The sequence below is a fragment of the Salmonella sp. NW722 genome (assembly GCF_051702785.1).
In the GTDB taxonomy this organism is placed as follows: domain Bacteria; phylum Pseudomonadota; class Gammaproteobacteria; order Enterobacterales; family Enterobacteriaceae; genus Salmonella; species Salmonella enterica.
In genome coordinates this window covers 434,159-457,713 of sequence record NZ_JAMMIN010000001.1, presented here as the reverse complement: position 1 = coordinate 457,713, position 23,555 = coordinate 434,159, and the positions used below count along the sequence as shown (strand labels likewise).

Annotated in this window: 23 protein-coding genes and 1 other annotated feature; of the genes, 15 read left to right on the top strand and 8 right to left on the bottom strand. The window is 51.8% G+C overall.

The window, feature by feature from the left end; all coding sequences use genetic code 11:
- Positions 1-243: 243 nt before the first annotated feature.
- The 14 genes from thrS to selO all read left to right on the top strand — a co-directional run bounded on the left by thrS (position 244) and on the right by selO (position 12,889).
- Positions 244-2,172, top strand: coding sequence for a threonine--tRNA ligase (thrS, locus tag NA330_RS02250; protein WP_001144226.1), 1,929 nt, complete (start codon positions 244-246; stop codon positions 2,170-2,172).
- Positions 2,173-2,175: 3 nt separating this feature from the next.
- The gene (infC, locus tag NA330_RS02245) at positions 2,176-2,718 is read left to right on the top strand and encodes a translation initiation factor IF-3 (protein ID WP_001574431.1); all 543 of its coding nucleotides are present in this window, start codon (positions 2,176-2,178) and stop codon (positions 2,716-2,718) included.
- A gap of 95 nt (positions 2,719-2,813) precedes the next feature.
- On the top strand, positions 2,814-3,011 hold the full coding sequence (gene rpmI / locus NA330_RS02240) for a 50S ribosomal protein L35 (RefSeq protein ID WP_001124225.1): 198 nt from the start codon (positions 2,814-2,816) through the stop codon (positions 3,009-3,011).
- A 50-nt stretch (positions 3,012-3,061) separates the two neighbouring features.
- Positions 3,062-3,418 carry a 50S ribosomal protein L20 gene (gene rplT / locus NA330_RS02235; RefSeq protein ID WP_000124850.1) on the top strand — a complete coding sequence of 119 codons (357 nt, stop codon included), beginning with the start codon at positions 3,062-3,064 and terminating at the stop codon, positions 3,416-3,418.
- 115 nt (positions 3,419-3,533) lie between these two features.
- Positions 3,534-3,657: a sequence feature (Phe leader region), on the top strand.
- Positions 3,539-3,583, top strand: a complete 45-nt coding sequence (gene pheM, locus NA330_RS02230) for a pheST operon leader peptide PheM (RefSeq protein WP_001386830.1) — start codon at positions 3,539-3,541, stop codon at positions 3,581-3,583. It overlaps the preceding feature by 45 nt.
- Positions 3,658-3,719: 62 nt before the next feature.
- Positions 3,720-4,703, top strand: a complete 984-nt coding sequence (gene pheS, locus NA330_RS02225) for a phenylalanine--tRNA ligase subunit alpha (protein ID WP_000018570.1) — start codon at positions 3,720-3,722, stop codon at positions 4,701-4,703.
- Positions 4,704-4,718: 15 nt separating this feature from the next.
- On the top strand, positions 4,719-7,106 hold the full coding sequence (pheT, locus tag NA330_RS02220; RefSeq protein WP_023242016.1) for a phenylalanine--tRNA ligase subunit beta: 2,388 nt from the start codon (positions 4,719-4,721) through the stop codon (positions 7,104-7,106).
- Between the two features lie 4 nt (positions 7,107-7,110).
- Positions 7,111-7,410, top strand: a complete 300-nt coding sequence (gene ihfA / locus NA330_RS02215) for an integration host factor subunit alpha (RefSeq protein WP_001229266.1) — start codon at positions 7,111-7,113, stop codon at positions 7,408-7,410.
- A 202-nt stretch (positions 7,411-7,612) separates the two neighbouring features.
- Positions 7,613-8,593 carry a vitamin B12 ABC transporter permease BtuC gene (btuC, locus tag NA330_RS02210; protein ID WP_000954982.1) on the top strand — a complete coding sequence of 327 codons (981 nt, stop codon included), beginning with the start codon at positions 7,613-7,615 and terminating at the stop codon, positions 8,591-8,593.
- A gap of 91 nt (positions 8,594-8,684) precedes the next feature.
- Complete coding sequence (locus NA330_RS02205) at positions 8,685-9,236, top strand: glutathione peroxidase (protein ID WP_001181565.1); 552 nt, start codon at positions 8,685-8,687, stop codon at positions 9,234-9,236.
- The gene (btuD, locus tag NA330_RS02200; RefSeq protein WP_000080607.1) at positions 9,236-9,985 is read left to right on the top strand and encodes a vitamin B12 ABC transporter ATP-binding protein BtuD; all 750 of its coding nucleotides are present in this window, start codon (positions 9,236-9,238) and stop codon (positions 9,983-9,985) included. The genes NA330_RS02205 and btuD overlap by 1 nt, the downstream gene beginning before the upstream one ends.
- A 76-nt stretch (positions 9,986-10,061) precedes the next feature.
- Positions 10,062-10,526: a C40 family peptidase gene (locus NA330_RS02195; protein ID WP_001213256.1), complete on the top strand. Its 465-nt coding sequence runs from the start codon at positions 10,062-10,064 to the stop codon at positions 10,524-10,526.
- Positions 10,527-10,839: 313 nt separating this feature from the next.
- Positions 10,840-11,385, top strand: a complete 546-nt coding sequence (locus NA330_RS02190) for an EAL domain-containing protein (RefSeq protein WP_080164334.1) — start codon at positions 10,840-10,842, stop codon at positions 11,383-11,385.
- 61 nt (positions 11,386-11,446) lie between these two features.
- Complete coding sequence (gene selO, locus NA330_RS02185) at positions 11,447-12,889, top strand: protein adenylyltransferase SelO (protein WP_023234482.1); 1,443 nt, start codon at positions 11,447-11,449, stop codon at positions 12,887-12,889.
- Between the two features lie 35 nt (positions 12,890-12,924).
- On the opposite strand, the gene hemP is transcribed toward selO, so the two are convergent.
- The 3 genes from hemP to ppsR form a co-directional block, all read right to left on the bottom strand.
- Positions 12,925-13,116: a hemin uptake protein HemP gene (gene hemP / locus NA330_RS02180; RefSeq protein ID WP_000089115.1), complete on the bottom strand. Its 192-nt coding sequence runs from the start codon at positions 13,114-13,116 to the stop codon at positions 12,925-12,927.
- A 156-nt stretch (positions 13,117-13,272) separates the two neighbouring features.
- On the bottom strand, positions 13,273-14,319 hold the full coding sequence (gene aroH, locus NA330_RS02175) for a 3-deoxy-7-phosphoheptulonate synthase AroH (protein ID WP_023242018.1): 1,047 nt from the start codon (positions 14,317-14,319) through the stop codon (positions 13,273-13,275).
- 155 nt (positions 14,320-14,474) lie between these two features.
- Positions 14,475-15,308, bottom strand: a complete 834-nt coding sequence (ppsR, locus tag NA330_RS02170; protein WP_052894867.1) for a posphoenolpyruvate synthetase regulatory kinase/phosphorylase PpsR — start codon at positions 15,306-15,308, stop codon at positions 14,475-14,477.
- A gap of 336 nt (positions 15,309-15,644) precedes the next feature.
- On the opposite strand from ppsR, the gene ppsA reads away from it, so the two are divergent.
- Complete coding sequence (gene ppsA / locus NA330_RS02165; RefSeq protein WP_023242020.1) at positions 15,645-18,023, top strand: phosphoenolpyruvate synthase; 2,379 nt, start codon at positions 15,645-15,647, stop codon at positions 18,021-18,023.
- 41 nt (positions 18,024-18,064) lie between these two features.
- Here the strand turns inward: ppsA and fadK are convergent, their stop codons facing one another.
- From fadK to NA330_RS02140, 5 genes are all read right to left on the bottom strand, one after another.
- Positions 18,065-19,705 (bottom strand): medium-chain fatty-acid--CoA ligase, encoded by a 1,641-nt coding sequence (fadK, locus tag NA330_RS02160; protein ID WP_000117500.1) that lies wholly within the window; start codon positions 19,703-19,705, stop codon positions 18,065-18,067.
- 89 nt (positions 19,706-19,794) lie between these two features.
- On the bottom strand, positions 19,795-20,088 hold the full coding sequence (locus tag NA330_RS02155) for a ferredoxin family protein (protein ID WP_000093362.1): 294 nt from the start codon (positions 20,086-20,088) through the stop codon (positions 19,795-19,797).
- Entirely contained in the window at positions 20,085-21,371 is a 1,287-nt protein-coding gene (locus NA330_RS02150; RefSeq protein ID WP_023242021.1) for an FAD-dependent oxidoreductase, read from the bottom strand. The genes NA330_RS02155 and NA330_RS02150 overlap by 4 nt, the downstream gene beginning before the upstream one ends.
- Before the next feature lie 56 nt (positions 21,372-21,427).
- The gene (locus NA330_RS02145; protein WP_001015880.1) at positions 21,428-22,363 is read right to left on the bottom strand and encodes an electron transfer flavoprotein subunit alpha; all 936 of its coding nucleotides are present in this window, start codon (positions 22,361-22,363) and stop codon (positions 21,428-21,430) included.
- Between the two features lie 21 nt (positions 22,364-22,384).
- On the bottom strand, positions 22,385-23,149 hold the full coding sequence (locus tag NA330_RS02140) for an electron transfer flavoprotein (RefSeq protein WP_000692096.1): 765 nt from the start codon (positions 23,147-23,149) through the stop codon (positions 22,385-22,387).
- Positions 23,150-23,555 lie beyond the last annotated feature (406 nt).

Sequence of the window (23,555 nt, the reverse complement as noted above, 5' to 3'; positions counted from 1 at the left end):
CGTAGAAAGATAATGGAGAAATCCTGTCAAGGGTCTTGATTTGCTACAGAGTGATGCAATCTCCCTTTTTTTAGTGTTACCATCGTCATGCCGGACGAAAATAGCGATTTTCGTCTGTGTCGAAGGTTGTGCGCCAATTTAGCAATGGTTGGCTAGATGGATACACAACTCACTGTCAATAAATTCATTTTCTCTTTGTATGTGATCTTGCGTATGGGTCACCACTGCAAATAAGGATATTACATGCCTGTTATTACTCTTCCTGATGGCAGCCAACGCCATTATGACCACCCTGTAAGCCCGATGGATGTTGCTCTGGACATTGGTCCTGGCCTGGCGAAAGCCACCATTGCGGGCCGTGTGAATGGCGAGCTGGTTGATGCTTCCGATCTGATTGAAAATGATGCGACGCTTTCCATCATCACCGCAAAAGATGAAGAGGGTCTGGAGATCATTCGTCACTCTTGCGCGCATCTGTTAGGTCACGCTATCAAGCAACTTTGGCCGCACACGAAAATGGCGATCGGCCCGGTTGTCGACAACGGTTTTTACTATGACGTTGATCTTGACCGCACGCTAACTCAGGAAGATGTCGAAGCGCTCGAAAAGCGGATGCATGAGCTCGCCGAGAAAAATTACGACGTTATCAAGAAGAAAGTCAGCTGGCACGAAGCGCGTGAAACCTTCGTGAAGCGTGGTGAAAGCTACAAAGTTTCCATTCTTGATGAAAACATTGCTCATGATGACAAGCCAGGCTTGTACCATCATGAAGAATATGTCGACATGTGTCGTGGTCCGCACGTGCCGAATATGCGTTTCTGCCATCACTTTAAACTGATGAAAACTGCCGGCGCATACTGGCGCGGTGACAGCAATAATAAGATGTTGCAGCGTATTTACGGTACGGCATGGGCAGATAAAAAAGCCCTGAACGCTTATCTGCAGCGCCTGGAAGAGGCCGCAAAACGCGACCACCGTAAAATTGGTAAGCAGCTCGACCTGTATCATATGCAGGAAGAAGCGCCGGGCATGGTGTTCTGGCATAACGACGGCTGGACTATCTTCCGCGAGCTGGAGGTCTTTGTTCGTTCTAAACTCAAAGAGTACCAGTATCAAGAAGTTAAAGGCCCGTTCATGATGGACCGTGTGCTGTGGGAAAAAACCGGGCACTGGGACAACTATAAAGATGCGATGTTCACCACATCCTCAGAAAACCGCGAATATTGCATCAAGCCGATGAACTGCCCGGGCCACGTTCAGATCTTTAACCAGGGTCTGAAATCCTATCGTGATTTGCCGCTGCGTATGGCGGAATTCGGTAGCTGCCACCGTAACGAGCCATCAGGCGCGCTGCATGGTCTGATGCGCGTACGCGGCTTTACGCAGGATGATGCGCATATCTTCTGCACCGAAGAGCAGATCCGCGATGAAGTTAACGCTTGTATTCGTATGGTCTACGATATGTACAGCACCTTTGGCTTCGAGAAGATCGTCGTCAAGCTTTCCACTCGTCCTGATAAGCGTATCGGCAGCGATGAGATGTGGGATCGTGCTGAGGCGGATCTGGCGGTTGCGCTGGAAGAAAATAATATCCCGTTTGAGTATCAACTGGGTGAAGGCGCATTCTACGGTCCGAAAATTGAATTTACCCTGTATGACTGCCTCGATCGTGCATGGCAGTGCGGTACAGTACAGCTGGACTTCTCCTTACCGTCTCGTCTGAGCGCCTCCTATGTAGGCGAAGACAACGAGCGTAAGGTGCCGGTAATGATTCACCGTGCGATTCTTGGGTCGATGGAACGCTTCATCGGTATCCTGACCGAAGAGTTCGCTGGTTTCTTCCCGACATGGCTCGCGCCTGTTCAGGTAGTCGTGATGAATATTACCGATTCGCAGTCTGAATACGTTAACGAATTGACGCAGAAACTACAAAATGCGGGCATTCGTGTAAAAGCAGACTTGAGAAATGAGAAGATTGGCTTTAAAATCCGCGAGCACACTTTACGTCGTGTCCCTTATATGTTGGTCTGTGGTGATAAAGAGGTGGAAGCAGGCAAAGTTGCCGTTCGCACCCGCCGCGGTAAAGACCTGGGCAGTCTGGACGTAAATGACGTGATTGAGAAGCTGCAACAAGAGATTCGCAGCCGCAGTCTTCAACAACTGGAGGAATAAAGTATTAAAGGCGGAAAACGAGTTCAAACGGCGCGTCCGAATCGTATTAATAGCGAAATTCGCGCGCAAGAAGTTCGCTTAACAGGTCTGGAAGGCGAGCAGCTTGGTATTGTGAGTCTGAGAGAAGCTCTGGAAAAAGCTGAAGAAGCCGGAGTAGACTTAGTCGAAATCAGCCCTAACGCCGAGCCGCCGGTTTGTCGTATAATGGATTACGGCAAATTCCTCTATGAAAAGAGTAAGTCTTCTAAGGAACAGAAGAAAAAGCAAAAAGTTATCCAGGTGAAGGAAATTAAATTCCGTCCTGGGACAGATGAAGGCGACTATCAGGTAAAACTCCGCAGCCTGATTCGCTTTCTCGAAGAGGGCGATAAGGCCAAAATCACGCTGCGTTTCCGCGGTCGTGAAATGGCCCACCAGCAAATCGGTATGGAAGTGCTTAATCGCGTGAAAGACGATTTGCAAGAACTGGCAGTGGTCGAATCCTTCCCAACGAAGATCGAAGGCCGTCAGATGATCATGGTGCTTGCTCCTAAGAAGAAACAGTAAGGCCTTCAAGTAACAATTCTGTGAAGCCTTCGGGCTTCACAGGTTTTGTTCGCCTATGTTTCGTTTATTAACAATGCGAAGTGGAAGTTATTAAAATGCCAAAAATTAAGACCGTACGCGGTGCTGCTAAGCGCTTCAAAAAAACCGGTAAAGGTGGTTTTAAGCACAAGCACGCTAACCTGCGTCACATTCTGACCAAAAAAGCGACTAAACGTAAACGTCACCTGCGTCCGAAAGCCATGGTTTCTAAAGGCGATCTGGGCCTGGTTATCGCGTGCCTGCCGTACGCATAAGCCGTTAACGTTTTTAACTTTTTAATTAGAATAGATACAGGAGAGCACATATGGCTCGCGTAAAACGTGGTGTAATTGCACGCGCACGTCACAAGAAAATTTTGAAACAAGCCAAAGGCTACTACGGTGCGCGTTCTCGCGTATACCGCGTTGCCTTCCAGGCAGTTATCAAAGCTGGTCAGTATGCTTACCGTGACCGTCGTCAACGTAAGCGTCAGTTCCGTCAACTGTGGATTGCGCGTATCAACGCAGCAGCACGTCAGAACGGTATTTCTTACAGCAAATTCATCAACGGCCTGAAAAAAGCCTCTGTTGAAATCGACCGTAAGATCCTGGCTGATATCGCCGTATTCGACAAAGTCGCGTTCACCGCGCTGGTTGAAAAAGCGAAAGCAGCTCTGGCATAAGCCAGTGAAAAGAGGGAGCCTGGCTCCCTCTCTTTTATTTACTGTTCAGTGAGTTGACAATTGACCTGTAACCCTTTTCAATAAAGGATATTCGGTTTTACCACATAAGGTAACGCAAGCATGAACGCTGCTATTTTCCGTTTCTTTTTTTACTTTAGCACCTGATCCCAGGAGGCTAGCGCGTGAAAAACGAAACGAAAAACAGCGCAAAAAAGCCTCCTGATGGAGGCTTTTTTTGTATCTGAAATCGAGAGATTACGTCCAATGAACCGGTGTCTTCACCGACACAATGAGGAAAACCATGTCACATCTCGCAGAGCTGGTTGCCAATGCAGCGGCCGCCATTAACCAGGCGTCAGATGTTGCCGCGTTAGACAATGTACGCGTCGAATATTTGGGCAAGAAAGGGCATTTAACCCTTCAGATGACGACCCTACGCGATCTGCCGCCGGAAGAGCGTCCGGCAGCCGGGGCAGTCATTAACGCCGCGAAAGAGCAGGTACAACAGGCGCTTAACGCACGTAAAGCCGAGCTGGAAAGCGCAGCGCTTAACGCCCGTCTGGCCGCTGAAACCATCGATATCTCCCTGCCGGGGCGCCGTATTGAGAACGGTGGTCTGCATCCGGTCACGCGTACCATTGACCGTATTGAAAGTTTCTTCGGCGAGCTTGGTTTTACCGTGGCGACTGGCCCGGAAATCGAAGATGACTACCATAACTTCGATGCGTTAAACATTCCGGGTCATCATCCGGCCCGCGCCGATCATGATACCTTCTGGTTTGACGCGACCCGTCTGCTGCGGACCCAGACGTCTGGCGTCCAGATCCGGACGATGAAAGCGCAGCAACCGCCGATCCGTATTATTGCGCCGGGCCGTGTATACCGTAATGACTACGACCAGACGCATACTCCGATGTTCCATCAGATGGAAGGTCTGATTGTTGATACCAACATCAGCTTCACCAACCTCAAAGGTACGCTGCACGACTTCCTGCGTAATTTCTTTGAGGAGGATCTGCAGATTCGCTTCCGTCCTTCTTATTTTCCGTTTACCGAACCTTCTGCGGAAGTGGATGTGATGGGTAAAAACGGCAAATGGCTGGAAGTGCTGGGCTGCGGGATGGTGCATCCGAATGTGCTGCGTAATGTCGGTATCGATCCGGAAATCTATTCTGGCTTCGCTTTTGGTATGGGGATGGAACGTCTGACCATGTTGCGTTACGGCGTCACCGACCTGCGTTCATTCTTCGAAAACGATCTGCGTTTCCTTAAACAGTTTAAATAAAGGCAGGATAAAACAATGAAATTCAGCGAACTGTGGTTACGCGAGTGGGTTAACCCGGCAATTGATAGCGATGCGTTGGCTAACCAGATTACGATGGCTGGCCTGGAAGTAGACGGCGTTGAGCCGGTCGCGGGAAGCTTCAATGGCGTTGTGGTTGGGGAAGTGGTTGAGTGCGCCCAGCATCCGAACGCTGACAAATTGCGTGTAACGAAAGTCAACGTCGGCGGAGAACGCCTGTTGGATATCGTCTGCGGCGCGCCAAACTGTCGTCAGGGGCTGAAAGTAGCGGTGGCCACCATTGGCGCTATTCTGCCGGGCGATTTCAAAATTAAAGCGGCGAAACTGCGCGGCGAACCGTCTGAAGGGATGCTGTGCTCCTTCTCCGAACTGGGGATTTCCGACGATCACAGCGGCATTATCGAACTGCCGGCGGATGCGCCGCTGGGTACCGATATCCGTGAATACCTGAAGCTCGACGACAATACCATCGAAATTAGCGTCACGCCGAACCGTGCGGATTGCTTAGGTATCATCGGCGTTGCGCGCGATGTGGCGGTACTGAACAAAGCGCCGCTCCAGGAGCCTGAAATGGCGCCGGTTACGGCAACCATCAGCGATACGCTGCCGATTACAGTAGAGGCCGCTGATGCGTGTCCACGCTATCTTGGCCGGGTGGTAAAAGGCATCAACGTTAAAGCGCCAACTCCGTTGTGGATGAAAGAGAAACTGCGTCGCTGCGGTATTCGCTCCATCGATGCGGTGGTTGACGTCACCAACTATGTGCTGCTCGAACTGGGTCAGCCAATGCATGCTTTCGATAAAGATCGCATTGATGGCGGTATTGTCGTGCGGATGGCAAAAGAGGGTGAAACCGTCGTCCTGCTGGACGGTAGCGAAGCGACGTTAAATGCGGACACGCTGGTGATCGCCGATCACCATAAGGCGCTGGGGATAGCCGGTATTTTTGGCGGCGAACATTCCGGCGTGAACGGCGAAACGCAAAATGTGCTGCTGGAGTGTGCGTACTTTAATCCGCTGTCTATCACCGGTCGCGCTCGCCGCCACGGTCTGCATACCGATGCGTCTCACCGCTACGAGCGCGGGGTGGACCCGGCGCTGCAATATAAAGCGATAGAGCGCGCTACTCGTCTGCTTCTTGATATCTGTGGCGGTGATGCGGGTCCGATAATTGATGTGAGCAACGAAGCAACGTTGCCGAAACGCGCCACCATTACTCTGCGTCGCAGTAAACTGGATCGCCTGATCGGGCATCATATTGCGGATGAGCAGGTCAGTGATATTCTGCGTCGTCTGGGCTGTGAAGTGACCGAAGGGCAGGACGAGTGGAAAGCCGTGGCGCCGACCTGGCGTTTCGATATGGAGATTGAAGAAGATCTGGTGGAAGAGGTGGCCCGCGTTTACGGCTATAACAATATTCCGGACGAGCCAATCCAGGCCGGTTTAATCATGGGGACGCACCGTGAAGCCGATCTGTCGTTGAAGCGGGTTAAAACCATGCTGAACGACAAAGGCTATCAGGAAGTGATTACCTATAGCTTTGTCGATCCTAAAGTACAACAGCTCATCCATCCAGGCGCAGAAGCGCTGCTGCTGCCAAACCCTATCTCCGTTGAGATGTCGGCGATGCGTCTGTCTCTGTGGAGCGGATTGTTGGCGACGGTGGTCTATAACCAAAACCGTCAGCAGAATCGCGTGCGTATTTTTGAAACCGGTTTACGTTTCGTTCCGGATACACAAGCCAATCTGGGTATTCGACAGGATCTGATGCTGGCTGGCGTGATTTGCGGTAACCGCTATGATGAGCACTGGAACCTGGCAAAAGAGACCGTTGATTTCTATGATTTGAAAGGCGATCTGGAAGCAGTACTGGATTTAACCGGCAAACTGGGTGATATCCAGTTTAAGGCGGAGATGAATCCGGCTCTGCATCCGGGACAGTCTGCGGCGATTTATCTGAAAGATGAACGTATTGGTTTTATTGGGGTTGTTCACCCTGAACTGGAACGTAAACTGGATCTGAATGGTCGTACGCTGGTGTTTGAACTGGAATGGAATAAGCTCGCAGACCGTATCGTGCCGCAGGCGCGGGAGATTTCACGCTTCCCGGCTAACCGTCGCGATATTGCGGTTGTTGTTGCAGAAAACGTTCCCGCAGCGGATATTTTATCCGAATGTAAGAAAGTTGGCGTAAATCAGGTAGTTGGCGTAAACTTATTTGACGTGTACCGCGGTAAGGGTGTTGCGGAGGGTTATAAGAGCCTCGCTATCAGCCTGATCCTTCAGGATACCAACCGTACACTCGAAGAAGAGGAGATTGCCGCTACCGTCGCCAAATGTGTAGAGGCATTAAAAGAGCGATTCCAGGCATCATTGAGGGATTGAACCTATGGCGCTTACAAAAGCTGAAATGTCAGAATATCTGTTTGATAAGCTTGGGCTTAGCAAGCGGGATGCCAAAGAACTGGTTGAACTGTTTTTCGAAGAGATCCGTCGTGCTCTGGAAAACGGTGAGCAGGTGAAACTCTCTGGTTTTGGTAACTTCGATCTGCGTGATAAAAATCAACGTCCGGGGCGTAACCCGAAAACGGGTGAAGATATTCCTATTACAGCACGGCGCGTGGTGACCTTCAGACCCGGGCAGAAGTTAAAGAGCCGGGTCGAAAACGCTTCGCCCAAAGAAGAGTAATCAGATCCAGGCATAACATCCATCAGGGTGTATTGCGGCAGATACGCTGCCATCCCGAAAGTAGATCAGCGGGATGACAGCGTATCTGTCAGCCTGAAAGATGACCCGTATAACTAAAAAGGCCGCATTGCGGCCTTTTTTCTTTCAAGTAAAGGATACCCACCGTAAAATCACGCTACCTCTTTTCAGCTGAATGGATAACATGCTGACTTTTGCCCGCCAACAACAGCGACGAAACGTTCGCTGGCTTCTGAGCCTGTCACTGCTGGTGCTACTGGCTACACTTCTGAGCTTATGCGCAGGCGAACAGTGGATTGCCCCCGGTGACTGGTTAAGCGCCCGGGGGGAACTGTTTGTCTGGCAAATTCGCCTTCCCCGCACGCTTGCGGTATTGCTGGTTGGCGCTGCGCTGGCGCTATCTGGCGCTGTGATGCAGGCGCTGTTTGAAAACCCACTTGCTGAACCGGGTCTGCTCGGCGTTTCGAATGGGGCCGGTGTTGGGCTTATTGCCGCCGTCTTACTGGGGCAGGGGCAACTGCCAGGATGGGCGCTGGGGCTGTGCGCTATAGCCGGCGCGCTCATTATTACGTTAATCCTGCTGCGTTTTGCGCGTCGCCATCTTTCTACCAGCCGCTTGTTGTTGGCGGGCGTCGCGCTGGGCATTATCTGTAGCGCGCTGATGACGTGGGCTATCTATTTTTCCACCTCTTTCGATCTGCGGCAATTAATGTACTGGATGATGGGAGGATTTGGCGGCGTTGACTGGCAGCAGAGCTGGCTAATGATTGCGCTCATCCCGGTACTGATCTGGATATGTTGCCAGTCGCAACCGCTGAATATGCTGGCGCTAGGGGAAACCTCGGCGCGGCAGCTTGGCCTGCCGCTGTGGTTCTGGCGCAATTTGTTGGTCATCGCCACCGGCTGGATGGTGGGCGTCAGCGTGGCGATGGCGGGGGCGATTGGTTTTATCGGTCTGGTTATTCCGCACATCCTGCGCTTATGTGGTTTAACCGATCACCGGGTTTTACTTCCCGGCTGCGCGCTGGCCGGGGCTATCGCCCTGCTATTGGCTGATGTGGTCGCCCGACTGGCGCTGGCGTCGGCTGAACTGCCTATCGGGGTGGTCACCGCCACATTGGGGGCGCCAGTGTTTATCTGGCTGCTGCTCAAATCTGCGCGTTAGCGCATCGGTAAACAACTGCTTTCATCATTCGCAGTCTATGATTAAAGGCTAACGATGAAACCCGCTATTCTACCGACATCAGGGAGACACCATGCAAAACTCGCTTCTTAATACTCACGTTACGACGATTGATGGAGAGGTCACTACACTTGAAAAATACGCCGGAAAAGTGCTGCTCATTGTAAACGTCGCCTCCAGATGTGGCCTGACGCCGCAATATGAACAGCTGGAAAATATCCAGAAGGCGTGGGCAGATCAGGGGTTTGTCGTGTTGGGTTTTCCCTGCAACCAGTTTATGGGGCAGGAGCCAGGCAGCGAAGAGGAGATTAAAACCTATTGTGCCAGCACCTGGGGCGTCACGTTCCCGATGTTCAGTAAAATTGATGTGAATGGCGACGCGCGCCATCCGCTGTATCAAAAACTGATAGCCGCTGCGCCAACGGCAGTCGCGCCGGAGAAGAGCGGCTTTTACGAACGGATGGTAAGCAAAGGGCGTACGCCACTCTATCCGGATGATATTCTGTGGAATTTTGAAAAATTTTTGGTAGGCCGGGATGGTCAGGTGGTACAGCGTTTTTCGCCGGATATGACGCCTGAAGATCCTATTGTGATGGAAAGCATAAAAATCGCGTTGGCAAAATAATGTCTCAATTGATGCAATTAAAGGACGTCGCCGAGAGCACCCGCCTGGGGCCGCTTTCCGGCGAAGTAAGCGCAGGAGAGATCCTTCATCTTGTCGGGCCGAACGGTGCCGGGAAAAGCACGCTGCTGGCGCGTATGGCGGGGTTAACCTCCGGCGAGGGGAGCATCAGGTTTGGCGGAGCGCCGCTGGAGGCATGGGCGACGGCAACGCTTGCCCAACACCGCGCTTATCTTGCGCAACAGCAAAATCCGCCGTTCGCCATGCCGGTCTGGCATTACCTGACATTGCATCAACCTGATAAAACGCGAACCGGGCAGCTTAACGAGGTGGCCGATATGCTTGGATTGGGCGACAAACTGGGGCGAAGCGTGAATCAGCTTTCCGGTGGCGAGTGGCAGCGTGTTCGCCTTGCTGCCGTTGTACTACAAATTCATCCCGACGCTAATCCGGTCGGTCAATTATTGCTGCTTGATGAGCCGATGAACAGTCTCGATGTTGCGCAACAAAACGCTCTGGATCGGGTATTACATCATTTATGTCAGGCAGGAATTGCGATTGTGATGAGTAGCCACGATCTGAACCACACGCTGCGCCATGCGCATAAAGCCTGGTTACTAAAGCGCGGTAAACTCATTGCCTGCGGCCGCCGGGAAGAGGTGCTCACCCCCTCTTATCTGGCGCAAGCCTACGGTCTGCGCTTTCGACGACTCGACGTCGAGGGGCATCCAATGCTCATTTCGGCCACTTAAGTAAAATCGTTTCTTGAAAAGCAGGTAATTTCGACGCTAAATTAATACCAAAATAAAAACAGAGGATTGTTGCGGCATGCGTTTTTGGCTTCTTGTTATCACAGCATTGTTCCTGGCAGGATGCAGTACTCATCGGGCACCGGCGCCAAATGCCAGATTATCAGACTCCATTACCGTCATTGCGGGTCTGAACGATCAGTTGCAGTCCTGGCGCGGTACGCCATACCGTTACGGCGGCATGAGTCGCAGAGGCGTGGACTGTTCCGGCTTTGTGGTAGTCACTATGCGCGACAAGTTTGATTTGCAGTTGCCTCGTGATACGCGTGAACAATCAAAAATCGGCACCAGAATCGATAAAGATGAATTGCTGCCCGGAGATTTGGTTTTCTTTAAAACCGGTTCGGGCGAAAGTGGTTTACATGTTGGTATTTACGATACAAATAATGAGTTTATTCATGCCTCTACCAGTCGTGGCGTGATGCGTTCATCGCTGGATAATGTGTACTGGCGAAAAAACTTCTGGCAGGCACGGCGAATTTAACCTCGCAGACGATATAAATTTTATAGTCTATTTTTAACATATCGCCGGTTGAACTTATGACATCTGTTGTCATCATATGTAATGATATAACCGTAGCATTTACAAACGTACTTTTATTAAAAACGGGCGTGTTCACGCCCTGTTAAAAGTACAAGATTGAATATTGGTTTATAATCAGAGTAAGTTAAAAAAAGGAACCGGTTCACCGGTAAACAAGAAAAATGATGACGCTTCAATTAGTATCTGAAGTTACGTCTGTTTCCGTCCGTAGTGACTGGGTGGCGAATAGCGCCCTAACCATGGGACTGGCGTAATGATTGCTTCACTTGATGAGCTTTACCATTCCGAACTCTTTTTCCTTCCCGTCATGGATGAAAACGCTCGGCTTGTTGGTTTAGAGATTATTGCAACGTTTGCCTCTGAAGACGGCGCCGTGCGGATGCCGACTGAGTTGGTAGCGCCTCGCCTTTCGGTGGAGGAACAATACTGTCTGTTTGTTGAAAAACTGGCGTTGTTAGAAACCTGTCAGCACTTTTTTATTCAGCATAAACTTATTGCATGGCTTAATTTACCGCCTGCAATTAGTGACTTATTATTAGATAGCGAACTTTTTTCCCGGGCAGCGCGCTTTCCGTTTCTTGAATTAGCTATAAATGAGAATTATCCTGGGTTAAACCAGGGCAAAAACAATGAAACGTTAGCTAATCTGGCAATGCATTTCCCATTAATGCTGGCAAATTTTGGGGCAGGCGAGGCGTCGACTAAAGCTATTTTCGATGGGCTTTTCAAACGAGTCATCCAGGGCGGACTATGGCCTCCGGTGCCGGTAAGCCAGCTCATTAAACTCGTTCAGCGATAACCTTTCTGTTTGCCGGTGTTTAACCGGTGATTAACCGTCTACACTGAAGACAGGAGGCCCTATGACCCTGTCTTTTACTGCCCGTTGGCGCGATGAACTGCCAGCAACGTATACCGCGCTTTTACCCACACCGTTAAAAAATGCGCGACTGATTTGGTATAACGACGAACTGGCGCAGCAGTTAGCCATTCCCGCTTCGTTATTTGACGCTACCAATGGCGCTGGCGTTTGGGGCGGCGAAACCTTATTACCCGGTATGTCGCCTGTCGCGCAGGTATATAGCGGGCATCAGTTCGGCATCTGGGCGGGACAACTCGGCGACGGACGCGGTATTTTGCTGGGTGAACAGCTCCTGGCGGATGGCTCGACCCTCGACTGGCATCTGAAAGGCGCCGGATTAACACCCTATTCGCGAATGGGAGATGGACGCGCCGTCCTGCGTTCAACCATACGAGAAAGTCTTGCCAGCGAAGCCATGCATTATCTGGGTATTCCCACTACGCGCGCGTTATCTATCGTAGCCAGCGATACGCCGGTTCAGCGAGAGACGCAGGAAACGGGCGCGATGTTAATGCGTCTGGCGCAAAGTCATATGCGTTTTGGTCATTTCGAACATTTCTACTACCGCCGTGAGCCGGAAAAAGTTCAGCAACTGGCTGATTTCGCTATTCGTCATTACTGGCCGCAATGGCAGGATGTCCCGGAAAAATATGCTTTGTGGTTTGAAGAGGTGGCGGCGCGTACCGGAAGACTCATCGCCGAGTGGCAAACCGTCGGTTTTTCGCACGGCGTTATGAATACGGATAACATGTCGATTCTGGGGCTGACCATCGACTATGGTCCCTTTGGTTTTCTCGATGACTACGATCCCGGCTTCATTGGTAACCATTCCGATCATCAGGGACGTTACCGCTTCGATAATCAACCGTCGGTGGCGCTGTGGAATTTACAACGTCTGGCGCAGACGTTAACCCCTTTTATTGAGATCGACGCGTTAAACAGAGCGCTGGATCGCTACCAGGACGCGTTGTTAACGCACTATGGGCAGCGAATGCGCCAGAAGTTGGGTTTCTTTACCGAGCAAAAAGACGATAACGCTTTACTGAATGAATTGTTTAGTCTGATGGCGCGCGAAGGGAGTGACTATACCCGTACATTTCGGATGTTAAGCCATACGGAGCAACAGAGCGCTTCCTCGCCGTTGCGGGATACGTTTATCGATCGCGCGGCGTTCGATGCCTGGTTCGACCGCTACCGGGCGCGATTGCGCACAGAGGCGGTTGATGACGCGCTGCGCCAGCAGCAGATGCAACGCGTGAATCCTGCGGTTGTGTTGCGCAACTGGCTGGCGCAACGCGCGATAGATGCGGCTGAACAAGGAGACATGGCGGAACTGCATCGGTTGCATGAAGTTTTACGTCAACCTTTTACCGATCGAGATGATGACTATGCCAGCCGACCGCCGGAGTGGGGAAAGCGGCTGGAGGTCAGTTGTTCAAGTTAGCCTGATGCCAGCAGCATCGTCTGCTGGCGGGAGCGCTATTTGGTTAACAGTAGTTTACCGGCCTGAGTTTTGCGCAACAGATACTCCTGACCGTTGTGATCGATAATGACTTTGCCGTCCGGACCTAATAGCGCCTGACTGTTGACGCGCCGTTCAGCGGCAGGGAGAAGCGTTTCATTGTCTATTTCCTTAGGGTGAGGCAGCTCGGTGTTATCCATACGCGACATGCTATTTATTAATAATCAAACTCACAATGATTATTATTATCAATAATTAATGCGATAACAGCAAGTGCTAATTCTGTGGAGTGATATACGCGCGGGGAGAGAAAAGGGCGGGTAACGCATCGAAGAAACGCCCATCCCGACAGGATGGGCGAGCTATTAAAAGCGGCTGTCTACCGCCGCGGCAAGTTTTTCCAACAAAACTTCCGTATCTTCCCAGTTCAGGCAAGGATCGGTAATGGACTGACCATAGATTAATGGTTGACCGCTGATAATTTTTTGCGTGCCTTCCCGTAAAAAACTCTCGGCCATAATCCCGGCAATTGCCGTGGAGCCATTACGAATCTGCTGGCAAATATCATCACATACCTCCAACTGGCGGCGATGCTGTTTTTGACAGTTGCCGTGGCTGAAGTCGACGACCAGATGTTCCGGCAGATCAAATTCATGCAACGTGTCGCAGGCGGCGGCAATATCTTCAGCGTGGTAGTTCGGTTTTTTACCGCCGCGCATGATGATGTGCCCATACGGGTTGCCACTCGTCTGGTAGATGGTCATCTGTCCGTCTTTATCCGGCGAGAGAAACATATGGCTGGCGCGGGAGGCGCGAATAGCGTCAACGGCAATGCGGGTATTGCCATCCGTACCATTTTTAAAGCCGACCGGACAAGAGAGCGCAGAAGCCATTTCCCGATGGATTTGGCTTTCGGTGGTACGCGCGCCTATCGCTCCCCAACTGATCAGATCGGCAATAAACTGGCCGGTGACCATATCAAGAAATTCTGTGGCGGTCGGTACTCCCAGTTCGTTCACCTGCAATAGCAAGCGACGCGCCAGTTCAAGCCCATAATTGACGCGGTAACTTCCATTCAAGTCAGGATCGGAAATCAGGCCTTTCCATCCCACAACGGTGCGCGGTTTTTCAAAATAGGTGCGCATGATGATCTCCAGACGCGCCTGATGCTTTTGGCGTTGCGCCTGGAGCTGCGTCGCGTATTCCATGGCAGCATTCAGATCGTGAATCGAACAGGGGCCAATGACGACCAGTAGCCGTGGATCTTCACCATTTAAAATCTTTTCTATCCGGCGTCGGGAGTCGGTAACGTGACTGGCGACGGAGGACGATACAGGATACCGCTGCGCGAGTTCGGTCGGTGTTACCAGGCTGTCGATACGCGCAGTACGGAGTTCGTCGGTTCTGTTCATTACAAGTCTCAGAAGTTTGTTGCTTCAACGGCAGGACTACCGGGAAGTGATGGGCATCACGATAAACCAATCCCTGCTGATTTCAAGTGCGAGGCGTGTCACACCTCGCAGGCAGAACGGCATGATAACAAAAACCAACCCATTAAACTAGTTTGCTAGTACATTCTGCGGTTAAGCCCCATAATGTCGAGAATCTTGGTGGCTATCTCTTCAACGGAATAATTGGTGCTGTTCAGGCAGGGGATCTGATTCTTACGATACAGCGCTTCGACCTCCGCCACTTCCATGCGGCACTGACGCAACGAGGCATAGCGACTGTTTTCACGGCGTTCTTCGCGAATTGCCGCCAGGCGTTCAGGGTCAATTGTCAGGCCGAACAGTTTATGTTGTAGCGGTTTTAACGATGTGGGCAGCGTCAAATTATCCATATCATCGGCGATGAAAGGGTAGTTAGCCGCACGAATACCGAATTGCATCGCCAGATAGAGGCTGGTGGGCGTTTTTCCACAGCGCGAAACGCCAAGCAAAATGATCTGAGCCTGATCGAGGTTGCGCAATGAAATGCCATCATCATGCGCCAGGGTATAATCGATAGCGGCAATACGGGCGTCATACTTGTTCAGGTTACCCGGATTAAGCCCATGAGTACGATGAGCGATCGGCGTCGGATCCAGTTTCATCTCCTGCTGAAGCGGCGCCACCAGCGCCTGGACGATATCCTGGCAGAAACCTTCGCTCTGTAAGATGATGGCGCGAATTTCAGGTAAAACAATCGAGTAAAATACCAGCGGGCGAACGCCGGTTTGCTGATAAATGGCGTCAATTTGGTCTTTGACGGCGCGGGCGCGACTTTCGTTTTCCACGAATGGCAGCGTGATGCTGCTGATCGTCACCGGAAACTGCGACATGACCGCGTGACCCAGGACCTCGGCGGTGATGGCGGTACCATCAGAAATATAGAAAACATGGCGATCAACAACATTATCCATTCTGTTCATCCTGAAGAGTAAACATAATTATCTGAAAGCATAAATTAAAAGTAACGGGAAACGTATAACTTGTCGCTTATTTTATAAAATGACAGGCGCTTTTTATAATTAATGAAAAGTGTGTTTCATTTCCTGGAAACGCAGTTTATACCGGGGGTTATTCAGGGAATGCCGTGCTATGCGCGGGTTTGCGCAACTACGTAAACAATCTGAAAAAATGAAAAAATAAATTTGCTTGAACGATTCACCGTTTTTTTCGCGGGTTTAAGTATGCCAGGATAAATACGCAACTATGTGTTTCTTAAACTCGTTCATTTATCACAAAAGGATTGTTCGATGTCCAACAATGGCTCGTCACCGCTGGTGCTTTGGTATAACCAACTCGGCATGAATGATGTAGACAGAGTTGGGGGCAAAAATGCCTCCCTGGGTGAAATGATTACTAACCTTTCCGGCATGGGCGTATCCGTTCCGAATGGTTTTGCAACCACTGCCGATGCGTTTAACCAGTTTTTGGATCAAAGCGGCGTAAACCAGCGCATTTATGAGCTGCTGGATAAGACAGATATTGATGATGTCTCCCAGCTGGCGAAAGCGGGCGCGCAGATCCGCCAGTGGATTATCGACACTCCTTTCCAGCCGGAGCTGGAAAACGCCATCCGCGATGCCTATGCACAGCTTTCGTCGGATGATGAAAATGCCTCTTTTGCCGTGCGTTCCTCCGCCACGGCGGAAGATATGCCAGATGCTTCGTTTGCGGGTCAACAGGAAACGTTTCTTAACGTTCAGGGCTTCGATGCGGTACTGGTGGCAGTGAAACACGTATTTGCTTCTCTGTTTAACGATCGCGCCATCTCTTATCGCGTTCACCAGGGATATGATCATCGCGGCGTAGCGCTTTCCGCTGGCGTGCAGCGGATGGTTCGCTCCGATCTCGCCTCGTCAGGGGTGATGTTCTCTATCGATACCGAATCCGGCTTTGACCAGGTGGTCTTTATCACCTCGGCATGGGGACTGGGTGAAATGGTGGTGCAGGGCGCGGTTAACCCGGATGAATTTTATGTCCATAAGCCAACCCTGGCGGCAGGCCGTCCGGCCATCGTACGCCGCACCATGGGGTCGAAAAAAATCCGCATGGTTTACGCCGCCACCCAGGAGCACGGCAAGCAAGTGAAGATTGAAGATGTGCCGCAGGAACAGCGCGACATTTTCTCGCTCACCAACGAAGAAGTGCAGGAACTGGCGAAACAAGCGGTGCAGATTGAGCAGCACTATGGTCGTCCGATGGATATCGAATGGGCGAAAGACGGTCATACCGGTAAGCTCTTTATTGTGCAGGCACGTCCGGAAACCGTGCGCTCTCGTGGCCAGGTGATGGAGCGTTATACGCTACATGCGCAGGGGAAAATCATTGCCGAAGGTCGCGCCATTGGTCATCGTATCGGCGCAGGTACGGTAAAAGTTATTCACGATATCGGCGAAATGAACCGTATTGAGCCTGGCGATGTGCTTGTCACCGATATGACCGACCCGGACTGGGAACCGATCATGAAAAAAGCGGCGGCGATTGTCACTAACCGTGGCGGGCGCACCTGTCACGCGGCGATTATCGCCCGCGAATTGGGCATTCCGGCGGTAGTCGGCTGCGGCGACGCCACCGAACGCATGAAAGATGGCGAAAAAGTAACCGTCTCCTGCGCAGAAGGTGATACCGGTTATGTTTATGCCGACATGCTGGATTTCAGCGTAAAAAGCTCCAGCGTAGACACCATGCCAGAGCTACCGCTGAAGGTCATGATGAATGTCGGCAACCCGGACAGGGCATTTGACTTTGCCTGCCTGCCGAATGAAGGCGTAGGTCTGGCGCGACTGGAATTCATCATTAACCGTATGATTGGCGTTCACCCACGCGCGCTGCTGGAGTTTGACGACCAGGATGCCGCGCTGCAAAACGACATTCGTGAGATGATGAAAGGGTTTGACTCGCCGCGTGAATTTTACGTTGGTCGACTGACGGAAGGGATCGCGACGTTAGGCGCCGCCTTCTACCCGAAACGCGTTATCGTTCGCCTGTCTGACTTTAAGTCCAACGAATACGCCAACCTGGTCGGCGGCGAACGCTATGAGCCGCATGAAGAAAACCCGATGCTGGGCTTCCGCGGCGCGGGTCGTTACGTCGCAGAAAGTTTCCGCGATTGTTTTGCGCTGGAATGCGAAGCGGTGAAACGCGTGCGCAACGATATGGGCCTTACCAACGTCGAAATCATGATCCCGTTCGTGCGGACGGTCGACCAGGCGAAAGCGGTCATCGAAGAGCTGGCGCGCCAGGGGCTTAAACGCGGCGAGAACGGGCTGAAGATCATCATGATGTGCGAGATCCCGTCCAATGCCTTGCTGGCTGAACGGTTCCTCGAGTATTTTGATGGCTTCTCGATTGGTTCTAACGACATGACGCAGCTGGCGCTGGGGCTGGATCGCGATTCCGGCGTGGTGTCTGAACTGTTTGACGAGCGTAACGACGCGGTGAAAGCGCTGCTGTCGATGGCGATCCGCGCGGCGAAAAAACAGGGCAAATATGTTGGAATTTGTGGTCAGGGTCCGTCCGACCATGAAGACTTTGCCGCCTGGCTGATGGAAGAGGGGATCGACAGCCTGTCGCTGAACCCGGACACCGTGGTTCAGACCTGGCTGAGTCTGGCGGAACTGAAGAAGTAGTGTAATACCGGATGGCGGCGTTAACGTCGCCATCCGGCAATTTATACCGCAGTGTGCTCCTGGCGCAGCCGCTCAATAATATCCTGCCGCAACAGAAACTTCTGCACTTTGCCAGAGGCGGTTCTGGGCAGTTTTTCTACGATGACGATCCGTTCCGGATATTTATACTTCGCTACCCGTTTTCGACTGAAAAAAGCGATCACCTCTTCCAGCGTCAGCGAAAGGTGCGGCGGTTTTAAGACTACATACGCGCATGAACGTTCGCCTAAGCGTTCATCAGGCATAGCAACGACGCAAGCATCGTGTATGCGGGGGTGTTGCAATAAAATATCCTCCACCTCGCGACTGCTGATATTTTCACCTCCACGTATAATAATATCCTTTTTGCGCCCGGTAATTTTGATATAACCGTCTTCATCCATGCGGCAGAGGTCGCCGCTGTAATACCAGCCCTCATTATCCAGTGCGCGGGCGGTAAGTTCCGGCTCGTCCAGGTATCCCATAAAAACGTTCGGCCCGCGCGAGGCTTCTTCGCCTTCGTGGCCTGCTGGAAGCGTATTGCGATCTTCATCCACGATTTTAATTTCTACACCGGTGGCGGCATAACCATCGGTGTTCATCATGCGTGAAGTCGAATCACCCAGATTAACCATCGAGTGTGGAGAACTTTCTGTAGAACCGTAAATACTCAATAATTTGATACCGCGCTGCTGGCAGTCGCGGGCAACCTTTTTGGGAATAGTCGTGCCGCCGCATAAGAAGAATCGCAGTGAGGAGAGGTCGGCAGGCTGTTGCTCAACGGCACAAAGCAGATCGTAAATAAACGGCGTCGCGCCTGACATACAGGTACAGCGTTGCTGCGCTAATAAGGTAAGGCAGGCTTCTGGGGTAAAGATGTCCAGCAATACGCTACGCGCCCCGATTAAAAAGGGCGCGGTGACGCCGTGTAAAAATCCGGTGGCGTGGCCCAGTGGCGCAGGCATCAGGAACACATCTTGCCAGGTTAAATTCAACCGCGCGCAATACGCCCGTTCGCTGGCAAGAATATTATTGTGGGTCAACATCACCCCTTTCGGCATTCCTTCTGTGCCGGAGGTAAACAGCACTGCCGCCAGTTCATCACCGTGAATGTTAATGTCTGACTGCAACGGTTCGCTGCGGTCGATGATTTGACTAAGCGCAAGCGCTGTGGTGGCAGGCGCCAGTTTATCCACGCCGACAATATGCGTCAGATGGCGCAGTTGATTTTGTAGCGGAAGGATAAGATCGACCGGACGATTCTGTTTGAATACGGTGGGGGCGAAGAATATTTTAGCCTGACATTTGTTCAGCACCCAAACCAGCTCTGCTTCTCGCCAGGCGGGAAGTAGCGGGACAGATACCGCGCCCGTTTTCAGGCAGGCCAGATAAATGAGGGTAAACTCACACCAGCCCGGAAGCTGAAAGGCCACGCGATCGCCCGGTTGAATCCCCTGAGACAGTAACCAGTTTGCCAGGCGGCTTGCCGCGTAGTCGAGCGCGGCGTAGGTCCAGGACGCGCCATGATTATCGACCACGGCGATTTTATCGGGTACGGCGCGTGCGGTTTGCCGCCAGTAGTCGCCCAGTGAAGCATCGCCCCAGTAGCCGGACTCGCGATAGGTTTTCCGCCTTGCGGCGTCAAACGTTAATGTAACACTCATTGACTTGTTCTCTATTAATACAAATGACGTAATCTCCGGGGGCAAGCCGAATAAGACGCCGTAGCGTCGTTATCCGGTGTTTCAGAGCGTCAGCCGTAGCGAAACTCAACGCCGAACGTTCCCGCCGGGTATTCCCATTTTTCGAGAAGAGTATTGCCGCAGAGAACCCTGCAGGTCCCGCATTCCAGGCAGCCCGCGGAGTCAAAATGAATATTTCCCGCATCGTCCAGCTTATAGAGTCCGGCAGGGCAGGCTTTTATTAATTTATTAAACTCCTGCATGTCAGGCGAGGAGCGCAAAATGATATGTGGGTGTCCTTCATCTACGTAAAATTTATTTACGCCCAATTTGACGTCAACATTCACCTTATTGTCCGAACTCATAATGCCGTAGCCCCTTTTATGCCGTCTTTTAATAGATTCACCAGTCCAATTTTTTTCGCATGTGACAGGATAGTTTTACGCAACGGTGGGACTGGACCGCCATCAACGGTGAACAGATCGCCCACAATGTTTGCCGCCATTCGCGGGTACTCGGTAAAAAGCCGTGGGTTTTCCATTAATCCGGGGAGTTTGCGGAAATGCCGCATATCGCGTAACACGCCGTTTTTCTCCAGCGCGCGTTTGTAACCGGCAAGACTCGTGGCGGAAAAATCTTGCCGCGCTTTAGCGTCAATGGCGGTTTGAGCGGCCGCTTGCGCGGACGCGATGGCTAAATCCATGCCGCGGACGGTATAACCGAGATTCAGGCAAAGACCGGCGGCGTCGCCGACAATCATCACGCCGTCATTTGCCAGCTCCGGCATCATTGCTATGCCGCCTTCGGGCACCATATGAGCGGAGTATTCAAGCAGCGTTCCCCCCTGAATCAAAGGGCGTATTGCCGGATGCTGTTTAAAATCTTCCAGCATTTGCGGTACGCTTTTGGTCGCGTGAGCAATGTCGCCCAGGCCACATACCAGCCCCAGAGAAACCGAATCGCGGTTGGTATAAAGAAACCCGCCGCCCATGAGCCCGTTGGAGGGCGCGCCAGCGAATAACCAGGCGGCGCCTTCATGGGACGCCAGATTAAAGCGCTCTTCAATAAGTGCCGGAGAGAGCCCAATCAACTCTTTTACGCCGACGGCATAGTGATGCGCAGAAGAGGCAGGCACCATGTCCAGTGAACGGCCCAGCATGGAATTCACGCCGTCCGCGAGAATCACAATATTCGCATCAAGAATATCATCCCCGGCCTGAACGCCAGTGACGCGATTGCCTTCACGTACCAGAGCGTCGACCCGCACACCTGGGATAAACTGCGCGCCAGCCTGTTCCGCCTGCGCCATTAGCCACGGGTCCAGTTTGTTGCGCAGTACGGTATATGACGTAAGGGGCGGAGTAGGGGGCGCGCGGTGAAAATCAAGTGTGACGGCGCTTTCTTCGGTTAAAAAGGAGATTTTTTCACGGGTAACGACACGTTCGATGGGGGCGGACGTTGCGAATCCCGGCATAATACTTTCGATACTGTGAGCGTAGAGCCGGCCACCGGTCATATTTTTGCTGCCCGCGCTGTTTCCGCGTTCAATAACCAGTACATCCAGTCCCGCTTTTGCCATCACATACGCAGCGACCGTTCCTGCTACGCCTGCGCCCACCACAATAGCGTCAAATTTATCATCCGACATGCTTTATGCTCCTTTCCCGCCGTATCGACGACGGGAGATGTGCGTTGAAAAAGGAATTAGCGGCTTAACTGGTCGATGAGGGCAGGAACAACCTTATAGATATCGCCCACCAGACCATAATCGGCATAATTGAAAATGGGCGCGTTTTTATCTTTGTTAATTGCGACAATAATTTTTGCGCCGTTTCCACCCACCATATGTTGAATTTGGCCGGAAATGCCCAGCGTCAGATAGAGATCGGATTTCAACAGAACGCCGGATACGCCAATATAACGCTCGCGTTCCATCCAGTTTTCTCCTTCCGCAATGGGGCGGGAACAGCCCACTTCTGCGCCGAGGACGGTCGCCAGTTTATGCACCATATCCAGATCGCTTTGCGCCGCCAGGCCTCGTCCTACGCCGATGACCCGTTTGGCTTTGCTCAAATCGACGCTGCTTAACGATTTCGCGCGCCGCTGCTGGCACAATACCTCGTGGCGTGGGGCAATATATGCCAGCGTGGTCTGCGGGCAAGTATGACCGGGGAGAGGGGCGGCGGGTTCCAGCACGCCGGGTGCCAGCGTAATAATCGCCTGCGGGCTGTTTAATTTCTCTTTGCCGAAAGCAAGTCCGCCGTACATGCGATGCTCTGCGTGTAGCGTCCCGTCGAGGAGGTCAATAGACGTCGCGTCGTTCACCATCACGGCGTCAAGCTGGATGCTCAGCCGGGCGCCCAGCGCTTTACAGCGCTTGGTCGCCGCCATGAGCAGCAGCCCATTTTGGTCGCCTAATAACGAGGCCAGCGTTTCGGCATAGTTTTCCACGCGCTGCAAATCCGTATGCGATTCAAGAATGACTATCTCATCAGCGCCAAGCGCTTTCACGTAGTCGATCTCCGTGTTTCCTTGCACGATGGCGTAAACTTTTTCTCCCCACTGCCGCGCGCCGGTCATTAATTCGGCATAACGCTCTACGTTATCGCTAAATACCCATACGTTAGCTAAATGATTCATGATAATTTTTCTCCGTTGGGCTTAGTTCAGGGATTTTTTCAAATGGTCGGCCAGTGCGGTAATGGCTTCCGGCGAATCGTTATCGAGAATGATATGCTTGCGTTCTGTCTGCGGCGGTACCGAGATGGCGACCAGTTCCGCCATTGGCGTGGTTGGGGTCCAGTGGATATCGCTCGCCAGCCACGACGTAACGGCTTTTTTCCCGGCGCCGAGAATGGCTTTCATTGACGGGATGCGTGGAACGTTAATATCTGAGGTCACGCAAAGCACCGCGGGCAGCGTGAGCTCGATAATTTCAACGTCTTCTTCCAGTGTGCGTTCAACGATGATTTTGTCGCCGTCGCGTTGAATATGGCTTACTGCGTTGATGACGGGGAGTTTCAGGAGTTCGCCAGTCAGCAGGCCCACCTGTTGGGCATAAATATCGCCGGAGCCCTCTCCAAAGAGCAGCAGGTCAAAGCCGATTTTCTCCGCCGCGGATGCTAGCGCCAGCGCGGTTTCTTTGGGCAGGGCGTGCTCCAGTTGCGCATCCTGAACCATAAAAAGCGCATCCGGCCCGCGGGATAACACATCTTTGCGGACTTTTGAATTTTGTAACAGAGAGCCGCCGACGGTGAGCGCGGCGATCTCGTCGCCATCGCCAGCTAACTGCGCGGCGGCCTCAATTGCATTTAAATCAAACTGGCTGATTTTGGCCTCGGCACGATCAAAATTGAGCGAATGCTCCGGGGTCACGGTAATGTCCTGTTCTTCAGGCACCAACTTAAAGCAGGTTATTATTTTCATTGCATCTCCAGTGAGTCGCGTGCGGATAAGTAACGTAAATCTGACTGAAAATAGTCTGCGGCAGTCTGAAGAGGTTTTCGATGGGTCAATCTGTTTTCCTTGCCAACAATCTTGCACGAAAAATCTGCGAACAGAGAATCGTTAGCAAACATCTGAAAAGGGTGTCATAAAAATATAAATACGGTAGTGAGAATAATAAGTGCGAAGCATATCATCATTTTTTAACATGAAACGTGCGATGTTGTTTCTGTGAGGTTAAAAGAAAACATCAAAGATATGTCGGCTATGTATTTTTGTCTGGTAATACGCTATCGACAGGTAATCTGAGCTGTCTGCAAAAGAACATAATATCTTGCATTCGGAACGAATAATCTTGTTTTGCTGGTAATCTCCACGGTTGTACAAC

Coding starts and splice junctions, on each gene's coding strand:
- btuD (WP_000080607.1), top strand. CDS start 9,236: ATGTCTCAATTGATGCAATTAAAGGACGTCGCCGAGAGCACCCGCCTG.
- NA330_RS02205 (WP_001181565.1), top strand. CDS start 8,685: ATGCAAAACTCGCTTCTTAATACTCACGTTACGACGATTGATGGAGAG.
- fadK (WP_000117500.1), bottom strand. CDS start 19,705: ATGAGTGTTACATTAACGTTTGACGCCGCAAGGCGGAAAACCTATCGC.
- aroH (WP_023242018.1), bottom strand. CDS start 14,319: ATGAACAGAACCGACGAACTCCGTACTGCGCGTATCGACAGCCTGGTA.
- pheT (WP_023242016.1), top strand. CDS start 4,719: ATGAAATTCAGCGAACTGTGGTTACGCGAGTGGGTTAACCCGGCAATT.
- btuC (WP_000954982.1), top strand. CDS start 7,613: ATGCTGACTTTTGCCCGCCAACAACAGCGACGAAACGTTCGCTGGCTT.
- rplT (WP_000124850.1), top strand. CDS start 3,062: ATGGCTCGCGTAAAACGTGGTGTAATTGCACGCGCACGTCACAAGAAA.
- NA330_RS02195 (WP_001213256.1), top strand. CDS start 10,062: ATGCGTTTTTGGCTTCTTGTTATCACAGCATTGTTCCTGGCAGGATGC.
- ppsA (WP_023242020.1), top strand. CDS start 15,645: ATGTCCAACAATGGCTCGTCACCGCTGGTGCTTTGGTATAACCAACTC.
- ppsR (WP_052894867.1), bottom strand. CDS start 15,308: ATGGATAATGTTGTTGATCGCCATGTTTTCTATATTTCTGATGGTACC.
- hemP (WP_000089115.1), bottom strand. CDS start 13,116: ATGTCGCGTATGGATAACACCGAGCTGCCTCACCCTAAGGAAATAGAC.
- rpmI (WP_001124225.1), top strand. CDS start 2,814: ATGCCAAAAATTAAGACCGTACGCGGTGCTGCTAAGCGCTTCAAAAAA.
- selO (WP_023234482.1), top strand. CDS start 11,447: ATGACCCTGTCTTTTACTGCCCGTTGGCGCGATGAACTGCCAGCAACG.
- NA330_RS02155 (WP_000093362.1), bottom strand. CDS start 20,088: ATGAGTTCGGACAATAAGGTGAATGTTGACGTCAAATTGGGCGTAAAT.
- pheS (WP_000018570.1), top strand. CDS start 3,720: ATGTCACATCTCGCAGAGCTGGTTGCCAATGCAGCGGCCGCCATTAAC.
- NA330_RS02145 (WP_001015880.1), bottom strand. CDS start 22,363: ATGAATCATTTAGCTAACGTATGGGTATTTAGCGATAACGTAGAGCGT.
- NA330_RS02190 (WP_080164334.1), top strand. CDS start 10,840: ATGATTGCTTCACTTGATGAGCTTTACCATTCCGAACTCTTTTTCCTT.
- thrS (WP_001144226.1), top strand. CDS start 244: ATGCCTGTTATTACTCTTCCTGATGGCAGCCAACGCCATTATGACCAC.
- ihfA (WP_001229266.1), top strand. CDS start 7,111: ATGGCGCTTACAAAAGCTGAAATGTCAGAATATCTGTTTGATAAGCTT.
- NA330_RS02150 (WP_023242021.1), bottom strand. CDS start 21,371: ATGTCGGATGATAAATTTGACGCTATTGTGGTGGGCGCAGGCGTAGCA.
- NA330_RS02140 (WP_000692096.1), bottom strand. CDS start 23,149: ATGAAAATAATAACCTGCTTTAAGTTGGTGCCTGAAGAACAGGACATT.